General features: G+C 58.8%; 16 protein-coding genes. 10 read left to right on the plus strand and 6 right to left on the minus strand.

Annotated features, from left to right (window positions below; all coding sequences use genetic code 11):
• The 4 genes from ACLIRY_RS02175 to ACLIRY_RS02190 form a co-directional block, all read right to left on the minus strand.
• Window positions 1-1,194, minus strand: a complete 1,194-nt coding sequence (locus tag ACLIRY_RS02175) for an amino acid ABC transporter permease (RefSeq protein WP_413203696.1) — start codon at window positions 1,192-1,194, stop codon at window positions 1-3.
• Window positions 1,195-1,360: 166 nt separating this feature from the next.
• A complete protein-coding gene (locus ACLIRY_RS02180; protein ID WP_413203697.1) occupies window positions 1,361-2,386 on the minus strand; it encodes an amino acid ABC transporter substrate-binding protein in 1,026 nt (341 codons plus the stop codon).
• Window positions 2,383-3,090, minus strand: a complete 708-nt coding sequence (locus tag ACLIRY_RS02185; protein ID WP_413203698.1) for a GntR family transcriptional regulator — start codon at window positions 3,088-3,090, stop codon at window positions 2,383-2,385. Before ACLIRY_RS02185 ends, ACLIRY_RS02180 begins: the two co-directional genes overlap by 4 nt.
• Window positions 3,091-3,916: 826 nt before the next feature.
• Window positions 3,917-4,156 carry a hypothetical protein gene (locus ACLIRY_RS02190; RefSeq protein ID WP_413203699.1) on the minus strand — a complete coding sequence of 80 codons (240 nt, stop codon included), beginning with the start codon at window positions 4,154-4,156 and terminating at the stop codon, window positions 3,917-3,919.
• Between ACLIRY_RS02190 and ACLIRY_RS02195 the strand changes: the two genes are divergently transcribed.
• The 10 genes from ACLIRY_RS02195 (at window position 4,155) to ACLIRY_RS02240 (ending at window position 16,596) form a co-directional block, all read left to right on the plus strand.
• The gene (locus ACLIRY_RS02195) at window positions 4,155-8,159 is read left to right on the plus strand and encodes a hypothetical protein (protein WP_413203700.1); all 4,005 of its coding nucleotides are present in this window, start codon (window positions 4,155-4,157) and stop codon (window positions 8,157-8,159) included. The genes ACLIRY_RS02190 and ACLIRY_RS02195 overlap by 2 nt on opposite strands.
• A 349-nt stretch (window positions 8,160-8,508) precedes the next feature.
• The gene (locus tag ACLIRY_RS02200) at window positions 8,509-9,546 is read left to right on the plus strand and encodes an AAA family ATPase (RefSeq protein ID WP_413203701.1); all 1,038 of its coding nucleotides are present in this window, start codon (window positions 8,509-8,511) and stop codon (window positions 9,544-9,546) included.
• Between the two features lie 35 nt (window positions 9,547-9,581).
• On the plus strand, window positions 9,582-10,541 hold the full coding sequence (locus tag ACLIRY_RS02205; protein ID WP_413203702.1) for a DUF58 domain-containing protein: 960 nt from the start codon (window positions 9,582-9,584) through the stop codon (window positions 10,539-10,541).
• On the plus strand, window positions 10,525-10,971 hold the full coding sequence (locus ACLIRY_RS02210) for a hypothetical protein (RefSeq protein ID WP_413203703.1): 447 nt from the start codon (window positions 10,525-10,527) through the stop codon (window positions 10,969-10,971). Before ACLIRY_RS02205 ends, ACLIRY_RS02210 begins: the two co-directional genes overlap by 17 nt.
• A complete protein-coding gene (locus ACLIRY_RS02215; protein WP_413203704.1) occupies window positions 10,971-11,924 on the plus strand; it encodes a VWA domain-containing protein in 954 nt (317 codons plus the stop codon). Before ACLIRY_RS02210 ends, ACLIRY_RS02215 begins: the two co-directional genes overlap by 1 nt.
• Window positions 11,924-12,868: a vWA domain-containing protein gene (locus ACLIRY_RS02220; RefSeq protein WP_413204183.1), complete on the plus strand. Its 945-nt coding sequence runs from the start codon at window positions 11,924-11,926 to the stop codon at window positions 12,866-12,868. The genes ACLIRY_RS02215 and ACLIRY_RS02220 overlap by 1 nt, the downstream gene beginning before the upstream one ends.
• A 1-nt stretch (window position 12,869) precedes the next feature.
• A complete protein-coding gene (locus ACLIRY_RS02225; RefSeq protein ID WP_413203705.1) occupies window positions 12,870-13,499 on the plus strand; it encodes a hypothetical protein in 630 nt (209 codons plus the stop codon).
• Window positions 13,493-14,743, plus strand: coding sequence for a hypothetical protein (locus ACLIRY_RS02230; RefSeq protein ID WP_413203706.1), 1,251 nt, complete (start codon window positions 13,493-13,495; stop codon window positions 14,741-14,743). Before ACLIRY_RS02225 ends, ACLIRY_RS02230 begins: the two co-directional genes overlap by 7 nt.
• A 329-nt stretch (window positions 14,744-15,072) precedes the next feature.
• Window positions 15,073-16,038 (plus strand): PAS domain-containing protein, encoded by a 966-nt coding sequence (locus ACLIRY_RS02235; RefSeq protein ID WP_413203707.1) that lies wholly within the window; start codon window positions 15,073-15,075, stop codon window positions 16,036-16,038.
• 27 nt (window positions 16,039-16,065) lie between these two features.
• On the plus strand, window positions 16,066-16,596 hold the full coding sequence (locus ACLIRY_RS02240; protein WP_413204184.1) for a methyl-accepting chemotaxis protein: 531 nt from the start codon (window positions 16,066-16,068) through the stop codon (window positions 16,594-16,596).
• On the opposite strand, the gene ACLIRY_RS02245 is transcribed toward ACLIRY_RS02240, so the two are convergent.
• Window positions 16,593-17,411, minus strand: coding sequence for an MBL fold metallo-hydrolase (locus tag ACLIRY_RS02245; protein WP_413203708.1), 819 nt, complete (start codon window positions 17,409-17,411; stop codon window positions 16,593-16,595). The genes ACLIRY_RS02240 and ACLIRY_RS02245 overlap by 4 nt on opposite strands.
• A gap of 5 nt (window positions 17,412-17,416) precedes the next feature.
• On the minus strand, window positions 17,417-18,235 hold the full coding sequence (locus tag ACLIRY_RS02250) for a TatD family hydrolase (RefSeq protein WP_413203709.1): 819 nt from the start codon (window positions 18,233-18,235) through the stop codon (window positions 17,417-17,419).
• Window positions 18,236-18,263 lie beyond the last annotated feature (28 nt).

Below are 18,263 nucleotides of genomic sequence, written 5' to 3' on the forward strand. Positions count from 1 at the left end.
TCAGCGCTCCCGAATCTGGACGAAGCGATTGGCCATATTGCTGACCGCTCCGATACAAAGGGACATGAACAGGTAGACCAAAGCCATCAGGGACAGCACCTCGATCGTCCGCCCACTGTAGGTCAACATGGTATTGGAGACACTGAACAGGTCAGGATAACCGACGGCAACGGCCAAAGAACTGTTCTTGAGCAGACTGACATATTGTGCGGACAAGGGCGGAATAATCACCCGCAGGGCCTGGGGAATGATCACCTTGCGGTACATATCCGCGCCATTCAGGCCGATCGCTTTGGCTGCTTCAATCTGCCCACCATCCACGCTGAGAAGGCCACCTCTGACGATCTCGGCAATGAAGGCAGCGATGTAGAAGGTCAACCCGAAATAGATCGCGAGGAACTCAGGCGAGAGGATAACGCCCCCCTGAAAATTAAATCCCTTCAGGAGCGGAACGGACCAAGCCGTTGGCGCACCGGCCAAAAACCAAACCAGGACGGCCGGTCCGACAAGGACCAAAACCCGTACGCTGGGCATCCAGGACCATCGCTCTCCCGTTCGGCGCCGGTGACGATCTGACAAAACCCCCAGACCGATCCGCAGCAAAAGCCCGAGAACCAGAGCCAGCAGCACCGACAGGGCCGCAGTCCCGTCTTCTGGGACGGGCAGGGCAACGCCCCTGTTGGAGGCGAAAATACCCAAGCCCGGGTTCCAGGCCTGCCGCGCATTGGGCATCAGGGTAAAGAAACTATACCAGAAAACAATCTGCACCAGCTGTGGGCTGTTGCGGAACACTAAGACGTAGATGCGCGACAGGCCGGAAATCAAGCCGTTGCGCGACAGGCGAGCCAAACCGAGCGCCCCGCCCAGAAGCGTTGCAGAGAGAATGCCGAGAATGGACAGCAGGGCCGTATTTCCCACCCCAACCAGCAGGGCCCGAAGATAGGTCTCTCCCTGTTCAAAAGAGAAAAAGCCATCGCCCAGGGGAAACGACGTGTCCGTGAACAAGAAATCGATCCCCGACGTCATCCCCCTGTCCTCAAGGGCACGCGAGGCATTGACGCCCATCCAGATCAAGGGGGCGAAGACAGCAACCAACAACAGGATTTGCCAGCCAAGGGCAATAACCTTTGGATCCCGCCAAACCGGGGGGACGACGGATCTGGTCCAACGGAGACGGTCGAGCAGCGCGATCATGAAACGGGCATCCTGTTTTCTTGTCCTGGAAAACAGGCCTTTTCTTCCCAAGCCCAGCAGTTAGCAAACAACGGGAAGGAGGGGAGGGAGGCCCAAGATAACCAGAACCATCCGGAGCCCCGTTCCAGGACTCCGGACCATGAACGATGTGGGGATAGAGGTGGAATTAAAGGGGAGGCGCGTAGATCAAGCCGCCGTCCGTATACTGGGCATTCAAGCCCCGCTCCAGTTTCAGCGGAGAGCCTTTGCCCACGTTCCGATCGAACACTTCACCATAGTTTCCGACCTGTTTAATGACCTGGTACCCCCAGTCGCCTGACAGGCCCAGACCGGTGGCGCCCGCCTCGTCGACCCCCAGAAGACGGCGCACGGCCGGGTCGGCGCTGTTCGCTTTCATCTCGTCAACATTTTCCGACGTCACACCGCTTTCTTCAGCTTGAAACAGGGCGTAGACGGTCCAATTGACGATGTCCCGCCATTGGGGATCATCCTGGCGCACGACCGGCCCCATTGGATCCTTGCCGAACAACTGGGGTAGAATAAGGTAGTCATCGGGGTTCGGGGCAACCGACGCTCGGGTTGAGCTGAGGCCGGAAGAGGATTGGATGGCCACATCACACCGTCCACCAAAGAAGGCCGTATTGATCTCTTTCTGGTCTTCGAGCACCACCAATTTGAGTGTGATGCCAAATTTCTTCTGGATGTCTCCAGCCACCCGTTCGGAGGTTGAGCTGGGACGCACACAGACACTTGCACCGTCCAATTCTTCGACCTTCGTGACCCCCAATGCCTTAGCCACCATCAGGCCCTGACCATCGTAGAATGTCGGGGTGACGAAATCGAGGCCGAGGTCCGTATCCCGCGACCGGGTCCAGGTGGTGTTGGCAGCCGTCATATCGACTTCGCCCGTTTGCAGGGCGGTCAGGCGGGTTTGATTGTTGGTCTTGAGGAATTTGACCTTTTCGGCATCGCCAAAGACCGCAGCTGCGACGGCTCGGCAGGTATCAACATCCATCCCGGACCAGGCGCCCTTCCCGTCCACGGTCGAAAAACCGGGACGACTGCCATTGACGGCGCAGGTCACCACCCCTGCGGCCCTGACATCATCTAAGGTCGATGCTGCGGCCTGCTCCATGGGGGCAAGTGCGACCGCCCCAAGGGCCGTCAGGCCCGCCGCAATAGCATATTTCATTCCGAGGTCTCCTTAAGGGGTAGGGGGGAAGTGGGGAGGGAAATGCCTCGTCCCGCCGAGGCTTCCATTTTCACGCGGAGGTCCAAACCCCGCTCCAGATGCGCAGCCATCAGGCGCGCTGCGCGAGGTGCATCGCGCGCCTCCACCGCTTGAAGAATGGCGATATGTTCACCCAAGGTCGCGCGGGCGAGATCGTGGTCGTAGTAGCGGGGGAGGTGGAACACCAGTCGCGCGCGCATCCGTAAAACACGCAAACTCTCACGCAAGGCTGGGCTGTTGGAGGCATCGACGAGCCGCTCATGGAAATTCGTTCCAGCGTCGTCGATCTCCCGCGCCTGGAAAGCGCCGCTCTCCTGGGCCATGGTCCGCAGGATCTGACCTTGAGCATGTAGTTCCGCCGTTTCTCCGTGGGTCGCAGCCAATTCCGCTGCCAGACATTCAAGCGCGCCGCGAACCCGATAGGTATCAACGAGGTCATCGGTGGTCAGGCGGCGGATAAACGTCCCCCGCGCCGGTTTCACTTCGACCACGCCTTCCTGTTCCAGTTGGCGCAAGGCTTCCCGGACCGGCATGCGCCCCATGTCGAGCTGGTCAGCGAGCTTCCGTTCGGACAAGGGAACCTGGGGATCCAGTCCGGCGGAAAAGATCAGATCGATCAGTCGATGGTAGGCGCGATCACGCTCAAATTCGAATGGCTGTTTCATGCCGGTATCCTGGAAGACCGGTATACCAGTTGGCAAGCTCAAAGTTTACGCGAAGGAAAATTTTTGCCCATTCAGTGATCAAATCTCGTTTCATTCTCGTGAATATGCCGCTCTTCAGTGGTCTTTTTCCCTGATCTCGGCACCGTTTCCGCTAATACCAATTAATGGTTTCTAGCGGTGTGCCAGTTTCGCGGATAACCAGGTTGCGGGCAGTCATACCCTTTTCCAGGTATGCGGCGACCTGGTGGGGCAGGGTGGCGGGGTCATCAAATCGGATTTTGACGGCTTTTTTAATGGCTTCGTATTCATCAAGTTCAGCGGCACGGAGCCTGTACTGTCTCGCCCGATTTTCCAAATCGGTGGCGATTGATCACCGTTACATAGGGTGTAGATCGGATCACGCTCATCCATGCATGTAACGTACTGTTTGAGTTGCAAATACCCAGTCAACAGGGGGGAAGGGTGATATTAACAGGTGAGTTTGTGGCGTTGCTCATGGAATATCTTTTTTTATCAGGCGCTTAAGCTGCTCTAGCTGCTTTCTGCGCCGCCCATAAGTCGCATAATGTATATTATGGATACAGAAAGACAGAAAACGGCAGCACAAGCACAAACGGCCTTAACGACATACGTGGTTTCCGTGTTTCCCACCACACAGGCCCTGAGGGCCGTGGAGTGGAGTCGCCTCCTGACCGCCCCCTGAGCCGTCTCCTTCTCGTGCTGGAAGACCTCAAACGACCTCCGTGTTCTGGTTTGTTCGGAAGAGCTCAGGTCGAGCAGGGAAGGCCCCCTCCTCCACCCATCTTTCCTCAACAACAGGGCCAATTCAGGAGGAATCACGGTCACAGAACAGCCCCTGAGGAATCTCTGAACTAAAAGCATCTAAAGGTCGATAGTTGCAATTTGAGATCCAGGCGATACGGTATTTTCCATATTTGGCCGCAATACACGCAGAAGAGGAAAAAATAATGACAAAGATCTCGCGCATGCTTGGACTAGAGCCTAAAGTTGAAGCTGAGTTTTCTAATATGGCGCTATCGAGTGCGCCACCTTCCAAAGAAAGCATGCGCTACATCCAGGTTACCGAATTGGATGGTGCAAAAACCGTTTTCAACCCCAGGAGTGGTGCCGCGCCGGAGATCGTGACCAAGCGCGTAACGGTTTCCGGTCTCAGGATCATCCTGGAAGATGCCCCCGCCACCCCTCTTTTCGACCAATTGAACGGTCGTGAAAATATCAGCAGTCTTGTGATCGCTGCAGATGAAGTGGTGATCCGCAGTCCCTTGGATCTACCGGGAACGTCCGTGACCATTGTTGCACGGGCTTTGACCTTCGTCGGTGAGGGGCGGATTAGCACCACGCCGCGCGCCTATGAAATTGTCAGTGACCAACATCAAGCCGCCGATGGACAGGCCGGGGGCTCTATTTCTCTCTTCGTGCGTGACCTCGAAGCTCCGGGAAAGACCAAACGCTTCTTCACAATGGGGGCTGCCGGACAGGCGGCCATGCAGGGCGAGAAAGGGGCGGACGGTTCCGTGGTAACGCCCTGGGACGGTGTTGTTGCCAACACGCCAACCGGGTACTTGGGACACGAGGATCTGAGTTGGGCGGAAGAAATCGAAGGGAACAACAAAACAGACGGATACACACCCATTGGAGCGTCTTGTCAGCCCTGGTTTACCACGGGCCCGGGCTTCAAATGGCAGAGTCTGATCGACCCGATTTCCGTCGGAACATCGGAATTCCCCAGCGATGGAAGCAAGCCCAATACCATGCCTGGTATTCCCGGTTTGGGTGGAAAGGGGGGGGATATCCATTCCCGATTCGCTGAATTTTTAGGAAACCGGTGCTGCCAAAAGCTCGGCTCTCCGGGTAAAAAGGCGGAGGATCTTCCCGAGGCAAAGGCCGGAACACCGAATAAATCCTGTAAGTTGACTGTCGCCTATCAGATGTTCTCCGTTCCGCATTTCCAAGCGGGTCTCAATGGGAATGGCATCCTGAACAAAAAGTGGGATGAAAAATTCTCCCTCGATGAAACGCATGTGGCGAAGCCCTACCCCAGGGTCTCTGCGCCAGATCCCCGGCCAGACCCCGAAGACCGCTCGGGGCGTCTACTCGACATCCCTTGCCTGACACCAATCTTCTGGATCCACGAGCTCACCCTTGGCGCGGTGATCGCCTATGTCAGAGATGCCTTTCGCGTCGGACGGCCGACCGCCGCCCGCTCCCTCTTGGATACCTATCTTGACGCCCTGTCTGCGGCCGAGAGCGGCCTTGTCGAAGCCTTGAAGGCCGATGGTAGGACGGAAGAGGGGACGCTTTCGAACAATGAAAGCCCCCTGCCCCTCGAATTCGTCCTGGCTCGGACCGAACTGGCAAGCCTCGCCCAGCGGATCGATGGGCCGAATGATTTCTTCGGGAACCCAGCCGGTTGGGTGCCTGCCCTCTCCTTCCAAAGCAACCTGGCGGCCTTCAAAATCGAGACCAAGGACGCGATGGCCCGCCTCTATCTCAGCTATTGGATGGAGCACAATCAGGCGGACAAAACCAAGAGAATCGAGACGGCAAAATCCGCGCTCACGGAATTACAAAAGGAACTGCAGGCCGCCGCATCAGCCTATGCGACGGGCTTAGAAGAGCTTGAAGTTCTAGGGGCGGAGGAAGCACGACTCAGTCAGCGTATCAACACCTTCTTGACCGACCTTGGCAATCTGGAGGAGGACTTGCGCAGGGGAGCTCGTTTGGACCTTCAGGCCGAGAAACTTCTGCGGGCCGCAGGGAAAGTCCTGGGGGGCGTGGCCCAGATCATCCCGGTTGGACAACCGGCGCTGGCGGCTGTTGGCCAAGGGTTATCCGCCTTCGCCGATTGGGACAATGACGAGCCGTTCAATTCGGTCCTCAATATTGGATCCGCCGTCTGGGACAGCAAATTGGTGGGCGATGTTCTGCTTCCGAAAGTCACCAAGGCGGCGAAGGATTACCTGCAAATTGCAGAAGATTCCGGTGGCGAGAAAGACGCTTTCTCCGAGGCACTCGAAAAAAAGCAATTGTCCAATAAGGTCAAAAAGCACATCAAAGCCAAGGGTGACGCGCAAAAGCAGATTTCCACGGCATTCGGCTCACTTTCTGTTTCAGATACAGAACTTGAAGACGCCATGGCCAAGGCCGTCGCCAATTGCCCAGAGTACCAGGAAATGGCCGAGAAACTGGCGGACCTCAACGCCGAAAAGGCTCAGTTCGTATCCAGAACCCGGGCCGTCATGGCAGCCATAGAAGCGGCAGCCAACACCATCGTCGCCAACCAATTGGCTCGCATTTCCCTGCGTAACAGCATCGCTCAGACGGCCGCCGGTCTCAGCCCTGAAGGGCTCCGCCAGATTCGCGCCATGGGGGATCGGGCCTTGGAGCGGTTGCACCGCTATCAATATTATTTTGCCGTTTCCTACCTCTATCTATGGCTGGAACAACCGCCGAATTTCGACGCCAACGCCCAATTCCTTTTCGATGAACTCAAGACCGTTCTCAAGCCAGAGGAAGGGGCGATCCTAAGTGGCGACGCATTCGACCGCCTGGGTGTGGTCTTCGAGGAAAACTTAAAGTCCCTCGCCGACCATGTCCTGACTTACTATAATACCGTTTTGCCGCGCCGAGCGGACGGTGGCGGCGTCCAAAGCCGGGTCACCTTGGAGCTGTCCGAGCACCATCTCGCGACCTTGAACGGCCCCGACAAGCGCGTGGTCCTCAATCCCATGGAGCTCGGCAAGCTTCACCTCAGCCTTGAGGACGTGCGGATTTTCGACATTCGGGTCACCCATGCCGAACTGATTGACCCACCGAAAGAGGCCATCGATGTTCGGCTTCGCGTTCGGCACTCCGATGAGTCGGATCTGCGGCGTGATGGGCAGCATTACCGCTTCCGCAACACCGCACGGCAGTGGGGCGCGGTTGTCGGACATGCCCGGGGAGAGACCACAATCACCCCGGAACGGCCTGATCCGGTTGATCATTCGCTGATCCGCTATCTGATCGGAAGTTCGGATTCCGCTTCCCCCCTGTTTACCCGGCCATCGGCTTGGTCCGATCTTGTGATCGAACGCAGAGTGATGGATATGACCAGCGAATATCCCGCACATTTCAAAGCCTTGACCCTTGAACTTGACTATACGGCTCGGGACATTGATAGCAACTTTGTCTCCCTACTCGTCTCGGTTCCCGGAGAGATCACCCCACGGATTGAGTGTAGTCAAGCCGACATCAGCGGGCGCCAACAGGGGCGAGGAACGTTCCTGCGGACCTTCCGCCGGGGAACGGCCGTGAAACTTAGCGCTCCCTCGGCGTTTGGGCGGCATCTCTTCGCCGGTTGGAAGATGCGTGGCCGCAAAGGCACCTGGGACCCGAGCAGCCCCATGCCGATCCTGACGCCGGATTCCGCTGGGCAGATGGGCGATCCAGGACAATTGATCGCCGAAACCAGCCTCGACCTGGCGTTGCGTGAGCATACGCTGGTCACAGCGGTCTATATGCATCCCGCAGCCGGTCGGACTATCGATCCGGAGAGTTTCGGTCCTGACACCTGGCCCCAGGATCCGGAGGAGCAGGAGGAGCAGGAGGAGCAGGAGGAGCAGGAGGAGCAGGAGGAGCCCAAGGATCCGGAGGGCCCCAAGGGGCCTGAGGGATGGACGTTCAGCGATTGGCTTTTGGTCAACGACTCTTCGAATGACGTGGACATCACGAAAGTCGATTACACGCCTTGGAAAGGGGGAGTGAAGGGGTATGGTGTCTCCCTTGGAACACCAATGGGGAATGATCAGGTCAAGCTGACACTCGACCATGCAACGGTCGCATCCGGACAGGCCATACCGATTTCCGTCTTCACCAATCCCTTGGTCACGGGAAGCACTGACTTCCAGATCCAATTTGTTTTAACAGGGGGTTATTCTCCATTCTTCAACGGGAATGGACAGCTTGTGGCCCTGTCTCGATGGGATGGTGGGGGATGGGTCGATGCCGGATCGACCTTGACAGCAGATCTCGTAGCACGCGTCATCCGCTTCAATGGAACATGCTAAATTGTATACTTGAGTATCCCTTCTAAGGGGGAGGGGCGAACAACCACGGTACACGACAGTGTCTCGTGTTTTTTTGGGCGATTGCCCAAGCCTATTTGGGGGCAAATGCCCCCAACCCCCCCTTTTTTTCAATGGCCTGGGGTCTGGGGCCTTTCGGCCCCAGTGGGGGACGGGGCAAAGCCCTGTGACTGGAAAGCACCGGCTGTCGTGTACCGTGGCGGACAACACCTCGCCCCCTCCCCTTTTTGCAACCCCCTATTTCCAATCCCAAAGTTGGTGTTGGTCCCCCTTAAGAGCCGCCTCATACTTTCCCGTAACAAAAAAACCTCGGGCGATGGGAAGCCAGTTCATGCGGGAGACCTCCACCACATCAACCTTAGTGAATGCCACCATAAAGGGTCCGGATGGTGGCGGAGCGGGTGCTGCGCCTTCCGCCCTTGCTTCCACGGTTGAGCGCTTCTCCAAGGAAATGACCGATGGGCTCATCGGTCACGAGACCCTCGTCGAATCCCTGATGATCGGTTTGCTTGCTGGTGGTCATCTGTTGGTCGAGGGGCCGCCGGGACTGGCCAAAACACGGGCGGTCAAGCGTCTCGCTTCTGGCTTGGACGTCGGCTTTGCCCGGATCCAATGCACCCCGGACCTGATGCCCGGCGACCTGACGGGAACACAGATCTTCCGCCCAGAGAACAACAGTTTCGAATTCAAGCCGGGGCCTCTCTTCCACTCCCTGGTTCTGGTCGATGAGGTCAATCGGGCTCCCCCAAAGGTGCAATCGGCGCTCTTGGAGGCCATGGCGGAAGGGCAGGTGACGGCGGGGGGGGCCACTCACCCCCTGCCCCGGCCCTTCATGGTCGTCGCCACCCAGAACTCCATCGAACATGAAGGCACCTTCCCCCTGCCCGAGGCCCAATTGGACCGTTTCATGATGCATGTCCTGGTAGGCTTTCCCGGAGCGGCAGCTGAGCGGGCCATCATCGATCTGGTTGAAAGCGAAAGTGGCGGCCAAAGCCCCGCCCTCAGTCATGCCTTGGATCCGGACGGAATCGCTGCGGCCCGGGCAGAAGTCTCCTGCGTTCACCTCTCTCCGGCACTCAAGGATTATATCGTTCGATTGGTCGTCGCCACCCGCGAAGGGGAGGCGGCGCCGGAGGTTCGTGCGGCCATCGAACATCCCGTTTCGCCCCGAGGCAGCCTGTCCCTCGCTGTGGCCAGCAAGGCCCGGGCCTACCTCCATGGTCGGGATTATGCCCTGCCAGAGGACGTGGCGGCCCTCGCCCCGGATATTCTCTCCCACCGCCTTGTCCCCACCTGGCGGGCGGTGGCAGACGGACAGACGGCCCGCGGTTTGGTGCATCGGTTGCTGGACATCGTGGCCCCCCTGTAAAATCCGTCTCTTGCTCAGGAAAGGGGGGAAAGCCCATGAGCCAGTCCGCAAGCCCGGAGGAGAGGGCGATAGGGGCCTGGGTCGATCCCGGTCACCTGCTCCACCTGCGCCATCTGGTGGCCCATTGGCCGGAGATCGCCCTGGCCACCACGGGGCGGCCGGGCGGGTTTACCAGCAAGCGCCGGGGCAGCGGCCTGGAAATCCTGGAACTTCGACCCTTCGTCGAGGGAGACGATATCCGTCATTTGGACGCCCTGGCCACCGCCCGTACCGGTAAACGCCATGTCCGCGTCTACCATGACGAAAGGGAAAGGGCGGCCATGCTCATTGCCGACTTCCGCCCCTCCATGTTCTGGGGAACCCGGCGGCGTTTGAAGTCCGTGGCTGCGGCGGAGGTCTTGGCGCTGAATGGATGGCGGACCGTCGTGGCAGGGGGCAAGGTCGGCCTGATGACCCTCGCCGCAGACGGCACCTCAGGCCTGCCCCTCAAGGACCGGGACCGGGCCATGGTTCGGGTCGTCGGGGGGCTCGCCGGAGCCCATGCAACGGCCCTGGAGCAAGCCCGCGTGACCCGGAAAGGGCCAGGGGAGACTGAAGATGATCCGCCCCTTGATGCTCTCCTGGCCCGGGCCGGGAAACGTCTGCCTAGCGGGGCGAGTCTCATTCTGGCCACGGCCCTTGACCATCCGGGACCAAACTTTGCCGAAGTCCTCGGAACGCTGTCCCGTCGCTTCAGAGTTACCGTCAATTTGATCCGCGACGCCTTTGAAATTGCGCCACCTTCCGGGCTTTACCCTCATGGTGACAGGAACGGTCTCACCGGACGGGCCTGGGTCGGCCCCCGGGCCAAGGGAGTCAAAGTCGATACGGCCCCGGATTGGCTGCGCGACCTGGGAGCCAATGTCACCGTGATCGATTCCTCCGCCGAGGATAAGGCTTTGCTCGGAACCCTGGAAACCGCCGCTTGGGAGGGCGCCCATGGCCACCGACCCTAGCCCCCTCCCCCTGCCCAGCTTGGCCGAAGTCATTGAAGCCCTGGCACCCATCCGCATTCCTGCAGACTTCGCGGCCTTCAATTGGCGAGATGGTCTGGCCGCCTTTTCCCTGGGACTTCTGGCCGCTGTTCTCCTGTCCCTGATTCTCCGGCCCCTCTTCCACCGGACCCAGGATCCCTTGTCACGGATTAGGGAGGACCTCGCGGCCCTTTCGGAAAAACCCGTCCAGGAGCGCCTTTTGGGGCAGGCAGCCCTCATGACCGAGCTGGAGGTGGATCCTCCCCTGGAACCGTCCTATCGGGAGGCCCTCTATCGGCCAATCGGGGCGAATAGCCTGGATCTGGACGCCCTGGATCAACGCATCCTGGCCGCCGCCCGCTCGATTAAGACTCAGGGCAAGGGTAAGGCAGCAAGTGGTTTGAAACGATGATGACTTTCGCTCTCCCCCTGGCCTTCTCCCTCCTTCCCCTGCCCCTTCTGGTCCGCCTGTTGCCCAGTGCCCGGCGGGGCGGCGGCGGTTGGGTTCAGGTTCCCCCGTCCTTGGCTGGGCGTTTGCCGGGGGGCTCAGACGGCGGGCTCGCCCGGACGGTCGGGTTGGCGCCGCTGGTACTTCTCTGGCTCTTGCTGGTCACGGCCCTGGCGGGACCGCAGATCCTGTCGACGACGGCCCTGCTTCCCGCCTCTGGTCGGGATATCATCCTGGCCCTGGACCTGTCGGGCAGTATGGAGAAAGAGGATTTTGATCTGGATGGCCAGCCCATTTCCAGGCTCGACGCGGTCAAGCGGGTGGCCAAGGCCTTTATCACCCGACGGACCGGAGACCGGGTGGGATTGGTGGTCTTTGGCGACAAGGCCTATGTGGCCTCCCCCCTGACCTTTGATCTGGCGGCGACGGCCCAGGCTATTGAGGAAGCGGCAATCGGTGTATCCGGCCGCTCGACCTCCATTGGCGATGGCCTCGGGTTGACCCTGAAACGGCTTCAAGAGTCCGACTCCCCTGCCCGCGTGGTGGTCCTTCTTTCCGATGGGGTCAGTACGGCGGGATCCGTCCCCCCCCGCGAAGTGGGCGCCCTGGCCGCACGGATGGGGGTGACTGTCCATACCATCGCCCTCGGTCCCAAGGATCTGGAGACCGACCCCAAGGCCCGGGATGCCGTGGACGTGGCCACGCTGCGGGATATCGCGGAAACCAGCGGCGGCACCCTCTTCCGGGTCAAGACCCTGGCCGATCTGGTTTCCGTGGCCAAGGCCATTGACGACCTGGAACCCAGTTTGTCCGAACGCCCTCCCCTCGCCGTCCAACGGAACTATTGGACCGTTCCTGCGGCCCTGGCCCTGGTCCTTTGCCTGATTCTCATGGCCACAAACGGACGGAGGACGTGATGGGAAGTGATGGGGTGTTTGGAGGTATCCTGTTGCTTCGGCCCTGGTGGTTTGCCTTACTTCCGGCTGTCTTGCTCTTCGGCCTGTGGCGGGCTCGGCAGAGTAGCGGGTTGGCCGGGTGGGACGGAGTCATAGATCCCCATTTGAGGCGGGTTTTGACGTCACTGGGGCGGATCACGCCGGGTCGGGCCAATGGATCCTTGATCCTGTCGGGCCTTGTGGCTGCCATTTTGGCGGTGGCCCTGGTGGGGTTTGCCGTGCGCGACCGGTCCGCGCCCGCCTTCCGGAATTTGGACACCCTCGTGCTTGCCCTCGATCTATCCCCTTCGATCCTCCAAGGCGGGAGTCTGGACGACGTCCAAGCCGCTGCGGCCTTATTGACCCAACGGGCTGGAGGACGGCCCGTTGCCCTGGTCCTCTTCGCCCATGAGGCCTATCTGGCCAGTGCTCCGACAGTGGACCCCCAAACGACCGAAAGTTTGATCGCTGTCCTCGACGCCGATACCATGCCTGATACGGGGTCTGACCCGGCCAAGGCATTGGAACTGGCCCGATCTCTGTTGGCCAATGGGCAGGTGGAGGCTGGAGACGTGGTTCTGATCACGGATGGGGGCGGTCTGCCCTCTGCCCAGGTCCGTACCGAGGTCGCTGGGATCACCGCTCTGGGGGGGCGGGTGTCCACCGTTTTCGTCGCTCCCAAGATCCCGCCGCAGGGCGCCCCCCGGCCAGATCCGGAGGCCGCCCGCGCGGTGGCCAAAGCGGGCCAGGGCGAAAGTGTGACCTCCGGTGACGTTCTGGCTTTGGCCGACGATCTTGGGCGGCGGGCTTCGGGAAGCTTGTCTCGGCAGGATGATATGATCGCCCTTCTCTATACCGATTACGGGCGGTATCTGATCGTGTTGGCCCTGGTCCCGGCGCTGCTGCTTTTCCGGCGGAGGGGGTAGAATGCGCCGCTTCATACCACTCTTCCTTCTTGTTTTTGCCCTTGTCTGCGCCGGGATTGCCGGACCGACTGCCTGGGGTAAGCTCGCCCTGAGAGCGGGCCTACCCGAGTTCGCCCTCTCCTTTTTGGACGAACCGGTGCTTCGGGGAGTAGCCTTCTACAAATCCGGTCAATACGCAGCCGCCGACGCGGCTTTCGAAGCTGCGGGCCGTGCGGCAACCTTTGATCGGGGCAGCGCACTGGCGGCCCAGGGGAAATACAAATTGGCCGTCGCCTATTTCGACGCCGTCCTTTTCGCCAATCCCAAGGACGAAGAGGCCCAGGCCAACCGGACTTACCTTGCCAAGCTTCTTGACCCGGTGGTTGGGGAGGCCAATGCCAAGGGGGGCATCTCGGTGAGCTCCTACGATACCGATGGCCTGAACCTGCCCCAAGATGTGAAAGAGCGGGTTGTGAAAATCCGACAAGCGGCAAAACGGAAAGTGGACAGCCAGTTCACCAAAGCCAGTGACGCCTGGTTGGCGACCCTGTCGGATGCACCTGGGGAATACCTACGTAAGCGCTTGGCTGCGGAGTTTGAACGGCGGGTCCACCTTGGCCTCGCCGACGCGGAGGAGGCCCCGAAATGGTAAGGTTTTCTGTGGTGATAGGGGCTTGGGCTCTTCTCTTTGTTCTCCTTTTAATGGGTCCTTGGATCGAGGCTCCGCGCGCGGCTGAGCCTCGGGAAGATGCCTGGATCGAAACGATCATCGACCGTGAGGCAGGGGCTCCCCCTCCCTACCAGGGGGAAATGATCCTTGTGACGGTCAAGGGATATTACCACAACTTGCGGATCGGCAAGGAGACCCTGTCGACACCCTCGACGGCCTCGTTTGACTGGGTGCAGTTGGGACGGGATTCCTGGACGGACACCATGGTCGACGGCCGGAAGTACACACTGGTCACTCGAAAACTGGCGATGTTTCCCCGGGCATCGGGCAAGCTGACCATCGAACCTTTCCTTCACCACTTGACACTGATTGGTGAGGACGGGAAATGGTTCACCCGGAATATCACCTCATCACCGGTGACACTGGAGGTCCTACCGCCTCCGCCGGACCCCAGCCGGTCCTGGTGGTTGCCCGCACGCTCCATAACCTATTCGGACGTCTGGGACCGGGATCCTGCAACTTTGAAGGACAGCGAAACCGCAACCCGAACCGTGACCATAACGGCCCTGGGAGCCAATCCCCAGACCCTGCCCCCGGCCCCAGCCATGCGGGAGCGGTGGTTGATCACCTTCAACGAGCCAGAGCAACGGACCGTCCAACCCACTGAGGCGGGGCCGGAAACCACCGTGACCTGGATCTGGCGGCTGCGCCCGATTACGGGTGAGCCCGGCGTCATTCCCGAGGTGCGGATCCCCTGGTTCGATACAAAGGATCGGGTACCCAAAGAGATTGTCCTGGCCGCCGCGTCCATCGGCAATGTGGGGTTCGGCAATAACACAACGGCCCATTGGGTCAACCACTTCGAAGGCGCTCTTCCACTAACCTTGGTGGCATTGACGGGGGTGCTTCTCGGGCTTTGGCTGACCCTGTACGAACGCACTCTCGTCATCCGACTCCCTGATCCGATTGGCTGGGGAAAGGATATCTACAGAACCTGGTCGCACCGCCAAGCCCTGCGCAAGGCCCTTGTTTCCAAGGACCCGACTGGAATTCATCGTGCCGCCTGGCGCCTTCTCGCCAGCCAAAAGCGGACCCCCACATGCGCCATGATCCAAGCGATGGCGGACCTGGACCGGACGCTCCACGCTCGGAGCAGTCCGCAGGATGGTGTGGACTTCTATAAGGCGATCCGCAAAGCGTTCCTTGGTTATACCAAGGTGCGGTGAGTTTGCCTCACCGCACCTTGGAAGCGGCCAAGTGGCCGCAAAGCGATCCAACCTGATCTCGCGGAATACTCTAGAAGGACCAAATCCTCAAACAGGAGCCTCTATTTGCAAAATTCTCGCAAGACGCAAAATTTTTTGCGCTTTGCAAGGCATTTTAAAACATAAAAGCCGTCCCAGAAACCAGAAGAGAACAAAGCTCATTCTGGTGGATGAGTTAATTCTCTGATTCCATTCAAAACATCTTTTCGTTTCAAAAAAGAATCAATGTTCTCGATAGTTGGCGAGGAACTTGCTTAAAAGCCCTCAAGATCTCTTCTAGGACGTATAAAATGAAAATTTCTCCCTATCGATCAGTCGAGCTTCACAAAGGATTCTTTAACGGCCTTTTCGGATTGGAAAAACTTAGCGGTGAGAAAAAAATTCTCGACCGCCTTCCTACGAATATTCTTCTCTGCAATGAAGAGTTCATCATCGAATGGGCTAATCAGTCGGCATTGAAGACGCTTGAAAAGATGGGACATCTTTTACCCATTTCTCCCCAGCAGATCGTTGGATCCAGCATCGACATCTTTCACCGGAATCCAGAGCATCAGCGCAGGATGCTGTCCCAAGGCAAGAGCTTTCCCATCAAGGCCACGGTCCCCCTCGGGGGAGAATTCCTTGATCTTCATGTGGATTTGTATACGAACCCCGGTCCAAAACAAAAATATGTTCTGTCCTGGAGTGTTGCGACCCAGCGCGTTCGCGCGGAGCGTCTCGCCCAAACCCGTCGCCTGATGATGGATCAATTACCGGTCAATATCATGCTTGCCGATCCCACGACCATGGAAATCACCTATGCCAACGAAACCTGCCTGAAAACGCTGGAAACTCTCCAGGATCTCTTGCCAGTCAAGGCTCAGGAGGTTGTCGGAAAGAGCATCGATATCTTCCATAAGAATCCCCAGCATCAAAGAAATATCCTTTCGGACACCTCTAGGCTCCCCTTTCACTCCAAGATCAAACTTGGAAAGGAAACGCTGGACATGCGGGTCTCTGCTGTCATGAACGATGACGGAGAATACGAGGCGGCACTTCTCTGCTGGTCGGTTGCCACGCATATGGTCACCATGGCCAATGATTTTGAACAGAACGTGAAATCAGTCGCTGAGAGGATCGCCGATTCAGCCACCGAAATGCAGACAACCGCCTCCGTATTGAGCAGCGCGGCCGAGGAAGGGTCCGTCCAAGCCAATGGTGTGTCTGCGGCTGCGGAAGAACTGGCCGCGTCTGCCCGCGAGGTTTCGGGGCAATAGACTCGGGGCGAGGCCCTTGTCCGTGACATCAACGCCGCCGTCCAGAGCACGATTGACCGCGTGAACCAACTGCAAAGTGCAACCGACCAGATTACAACGGTGGTGGATGTGATCGGGGAGTTCGCGGGGCAAACCAACCTTCTTGCCTTGAACGCAACAATCGAAGCCGCAAGAGCGGGAGAACACGGCAAGGGTTTTGCTGTGGTCGCCGGCGAAGTGAAGAATCTGTCGTTGAAAACAGCCTCTGCCGCCTCCAACATCAATGGCGAAGTGGAGCAAATCCAGAAATGCACCAAGGATACCATTGACAGTATCCAGTCGGTTTCCAAGATCATGGCGAATATCGACAGCATGTTCAATGCTATGGGAGAAGCTGTCACCCTGCAGCAAGCCGCTACGGGCGAAGTAGCGATGAACATCAATGGCGTCAGCGAGGCGGCCAAGGTAACCCGTGATGGGGCCACAGACACCCATAACGCAGCGTCGGAACTGGCCGAAACGGCCGAATTCATGCGCTCAAAGGTCGTGGAATTCCTAACCTACGTCAAAACCCTTTAATCCCCGGCGTTTGGCAGGATGACCATCCCATCGAAAGCGGGACGCACATGGCACGGTAAGCGGGCCGACAATTCTCTGTAGTCCAATCCTGGCCCCATATGGGTCAGGATGGCCTGCCGGGGCTTTACCCGCTCTAGCCATTCGAGCACCAACTCGACATGGGCATGGGTTGGATGTTTGTCTGGCCCAAAGCAATCGACAACCCAGGTGTCCACCCCCTTCAAGGCTTCGAAAGCAGCGTTATCCAGTCCCACCACATCCGTGGAATAGGCGAAAGGGCCAAAACGCAGTCCAATGGTCGTCGCCCAGCCGTGGTCCTGGGTGAAGGGAAGCAGTTCCAAGTCATCCCCCTCAATCGGACGGACCATCTCACCCGGGTTCAGTATGCGTTTATTCAGAATAGGTTTGTAGACGGTGGTTGCCCCTGGCGCCAAGGGCGTGAAGCAATAGCCAAACTTCTGCTCCAGAACGTCCAAATCCTCTTCCCTGGCCCAGAGATCCAGAGGGCCTCCCATGGATCGGTTGATCTCCCTCAAGTCATCCAGCCCGTGGACATGATCGGCGTGGGCATGGGTCACCACGAGGGCGTCCAGCCGCCGGATCCCGACGGACAAAATTTGCTCCCGAAAGTCCGGAGAGGCGTCTACTAGGAGATAACGGTCCACCTGACCGGCGCCCCTCCATTGAAGGAGGATGGAGGCCCTACGGCGGCGGTTCAAGGGATTGGTTGGGTCACAAGCTCCCCACCCGGCGCTGATGGAGGGGACGCCACCGGCGCCACCGCAGCCCAGGATCGTGACGCGGAAATCCTCCATAGGGTCTACCTCGCCACCACGGAGGAGGCCAGGATCGCTTCCCGGTCCGGATGGTCACATTTGGTGAAGAGGCGAAAAAAGTTTTCGGTCGTCGCGGTCCAAAGAGCCTCCTTCGAAACCCCCTTCACCTCCGCCACCTTGGTCGCCGTATGAACCGTCAAAGCCGGCTCATTGCGCTTACCCCGCTTTGGGACGGGAGCCAGGAAAGGGGCATCCGTTTCTACTAGGAGACGGTCGAGGGGGACGTCAGCGATGGCATCTCGCACCGATTGGGCTTTTGGGAAAGTCACAATTCCGGACATGGAGACATAAAGACCAAGTTCCACAGCTACATCAGCTACTTCTTTACCAGAGCTAAAGCAATGGATTAGGCCACTAAATGGACCCTTTTCATGTTCTTCTTTAAGAATTTTAATGGTCTCATCGTCGGCGTTCCGGGTGTGAATGACCACCGGTAAACCCGTTTGACGGCCCGCTTCGATATGGGCTCGGAAGGCCCGCTCCTGTTCGCCCCTGGGAGCATGGTCGTAGAAGAAATCCAAACCGGTCTCCCCCAAACCAATCACCTTTGAGTCCTGAGCCATGAGGACGAGAGTCGCCGCATCCGTCTCTGGCTCGCTTCCCGCCTCGTGGGGATGGATGCCCACGGTACACCAGACATCGGGATACCGATGGGCCACGGCGCGGACTTGATCGAACTTGGTCACATGGGTGCAGATGGTCAGCATCGCTCCCAGGCCCGCCTCGCGCGCGCGCCCGACGACCCCATCCAGATCTTCGGCGAAATCAGGGAAATCAAGATGACAGTGACTATCGACCAACATGGCATTCACCAATCTACTAGTAGAAAAC

The organism is Rhodospirillum sp. A1_3_36 (genome assembly GCF_047263945.1).
In the GTDB taxonomy this organism is placed as follows: Bacteria; Pseudomonadota; Alphaproteobacteria; order Rhodospirillales; family Rhodospirillaceae; genus Rhodospirillum.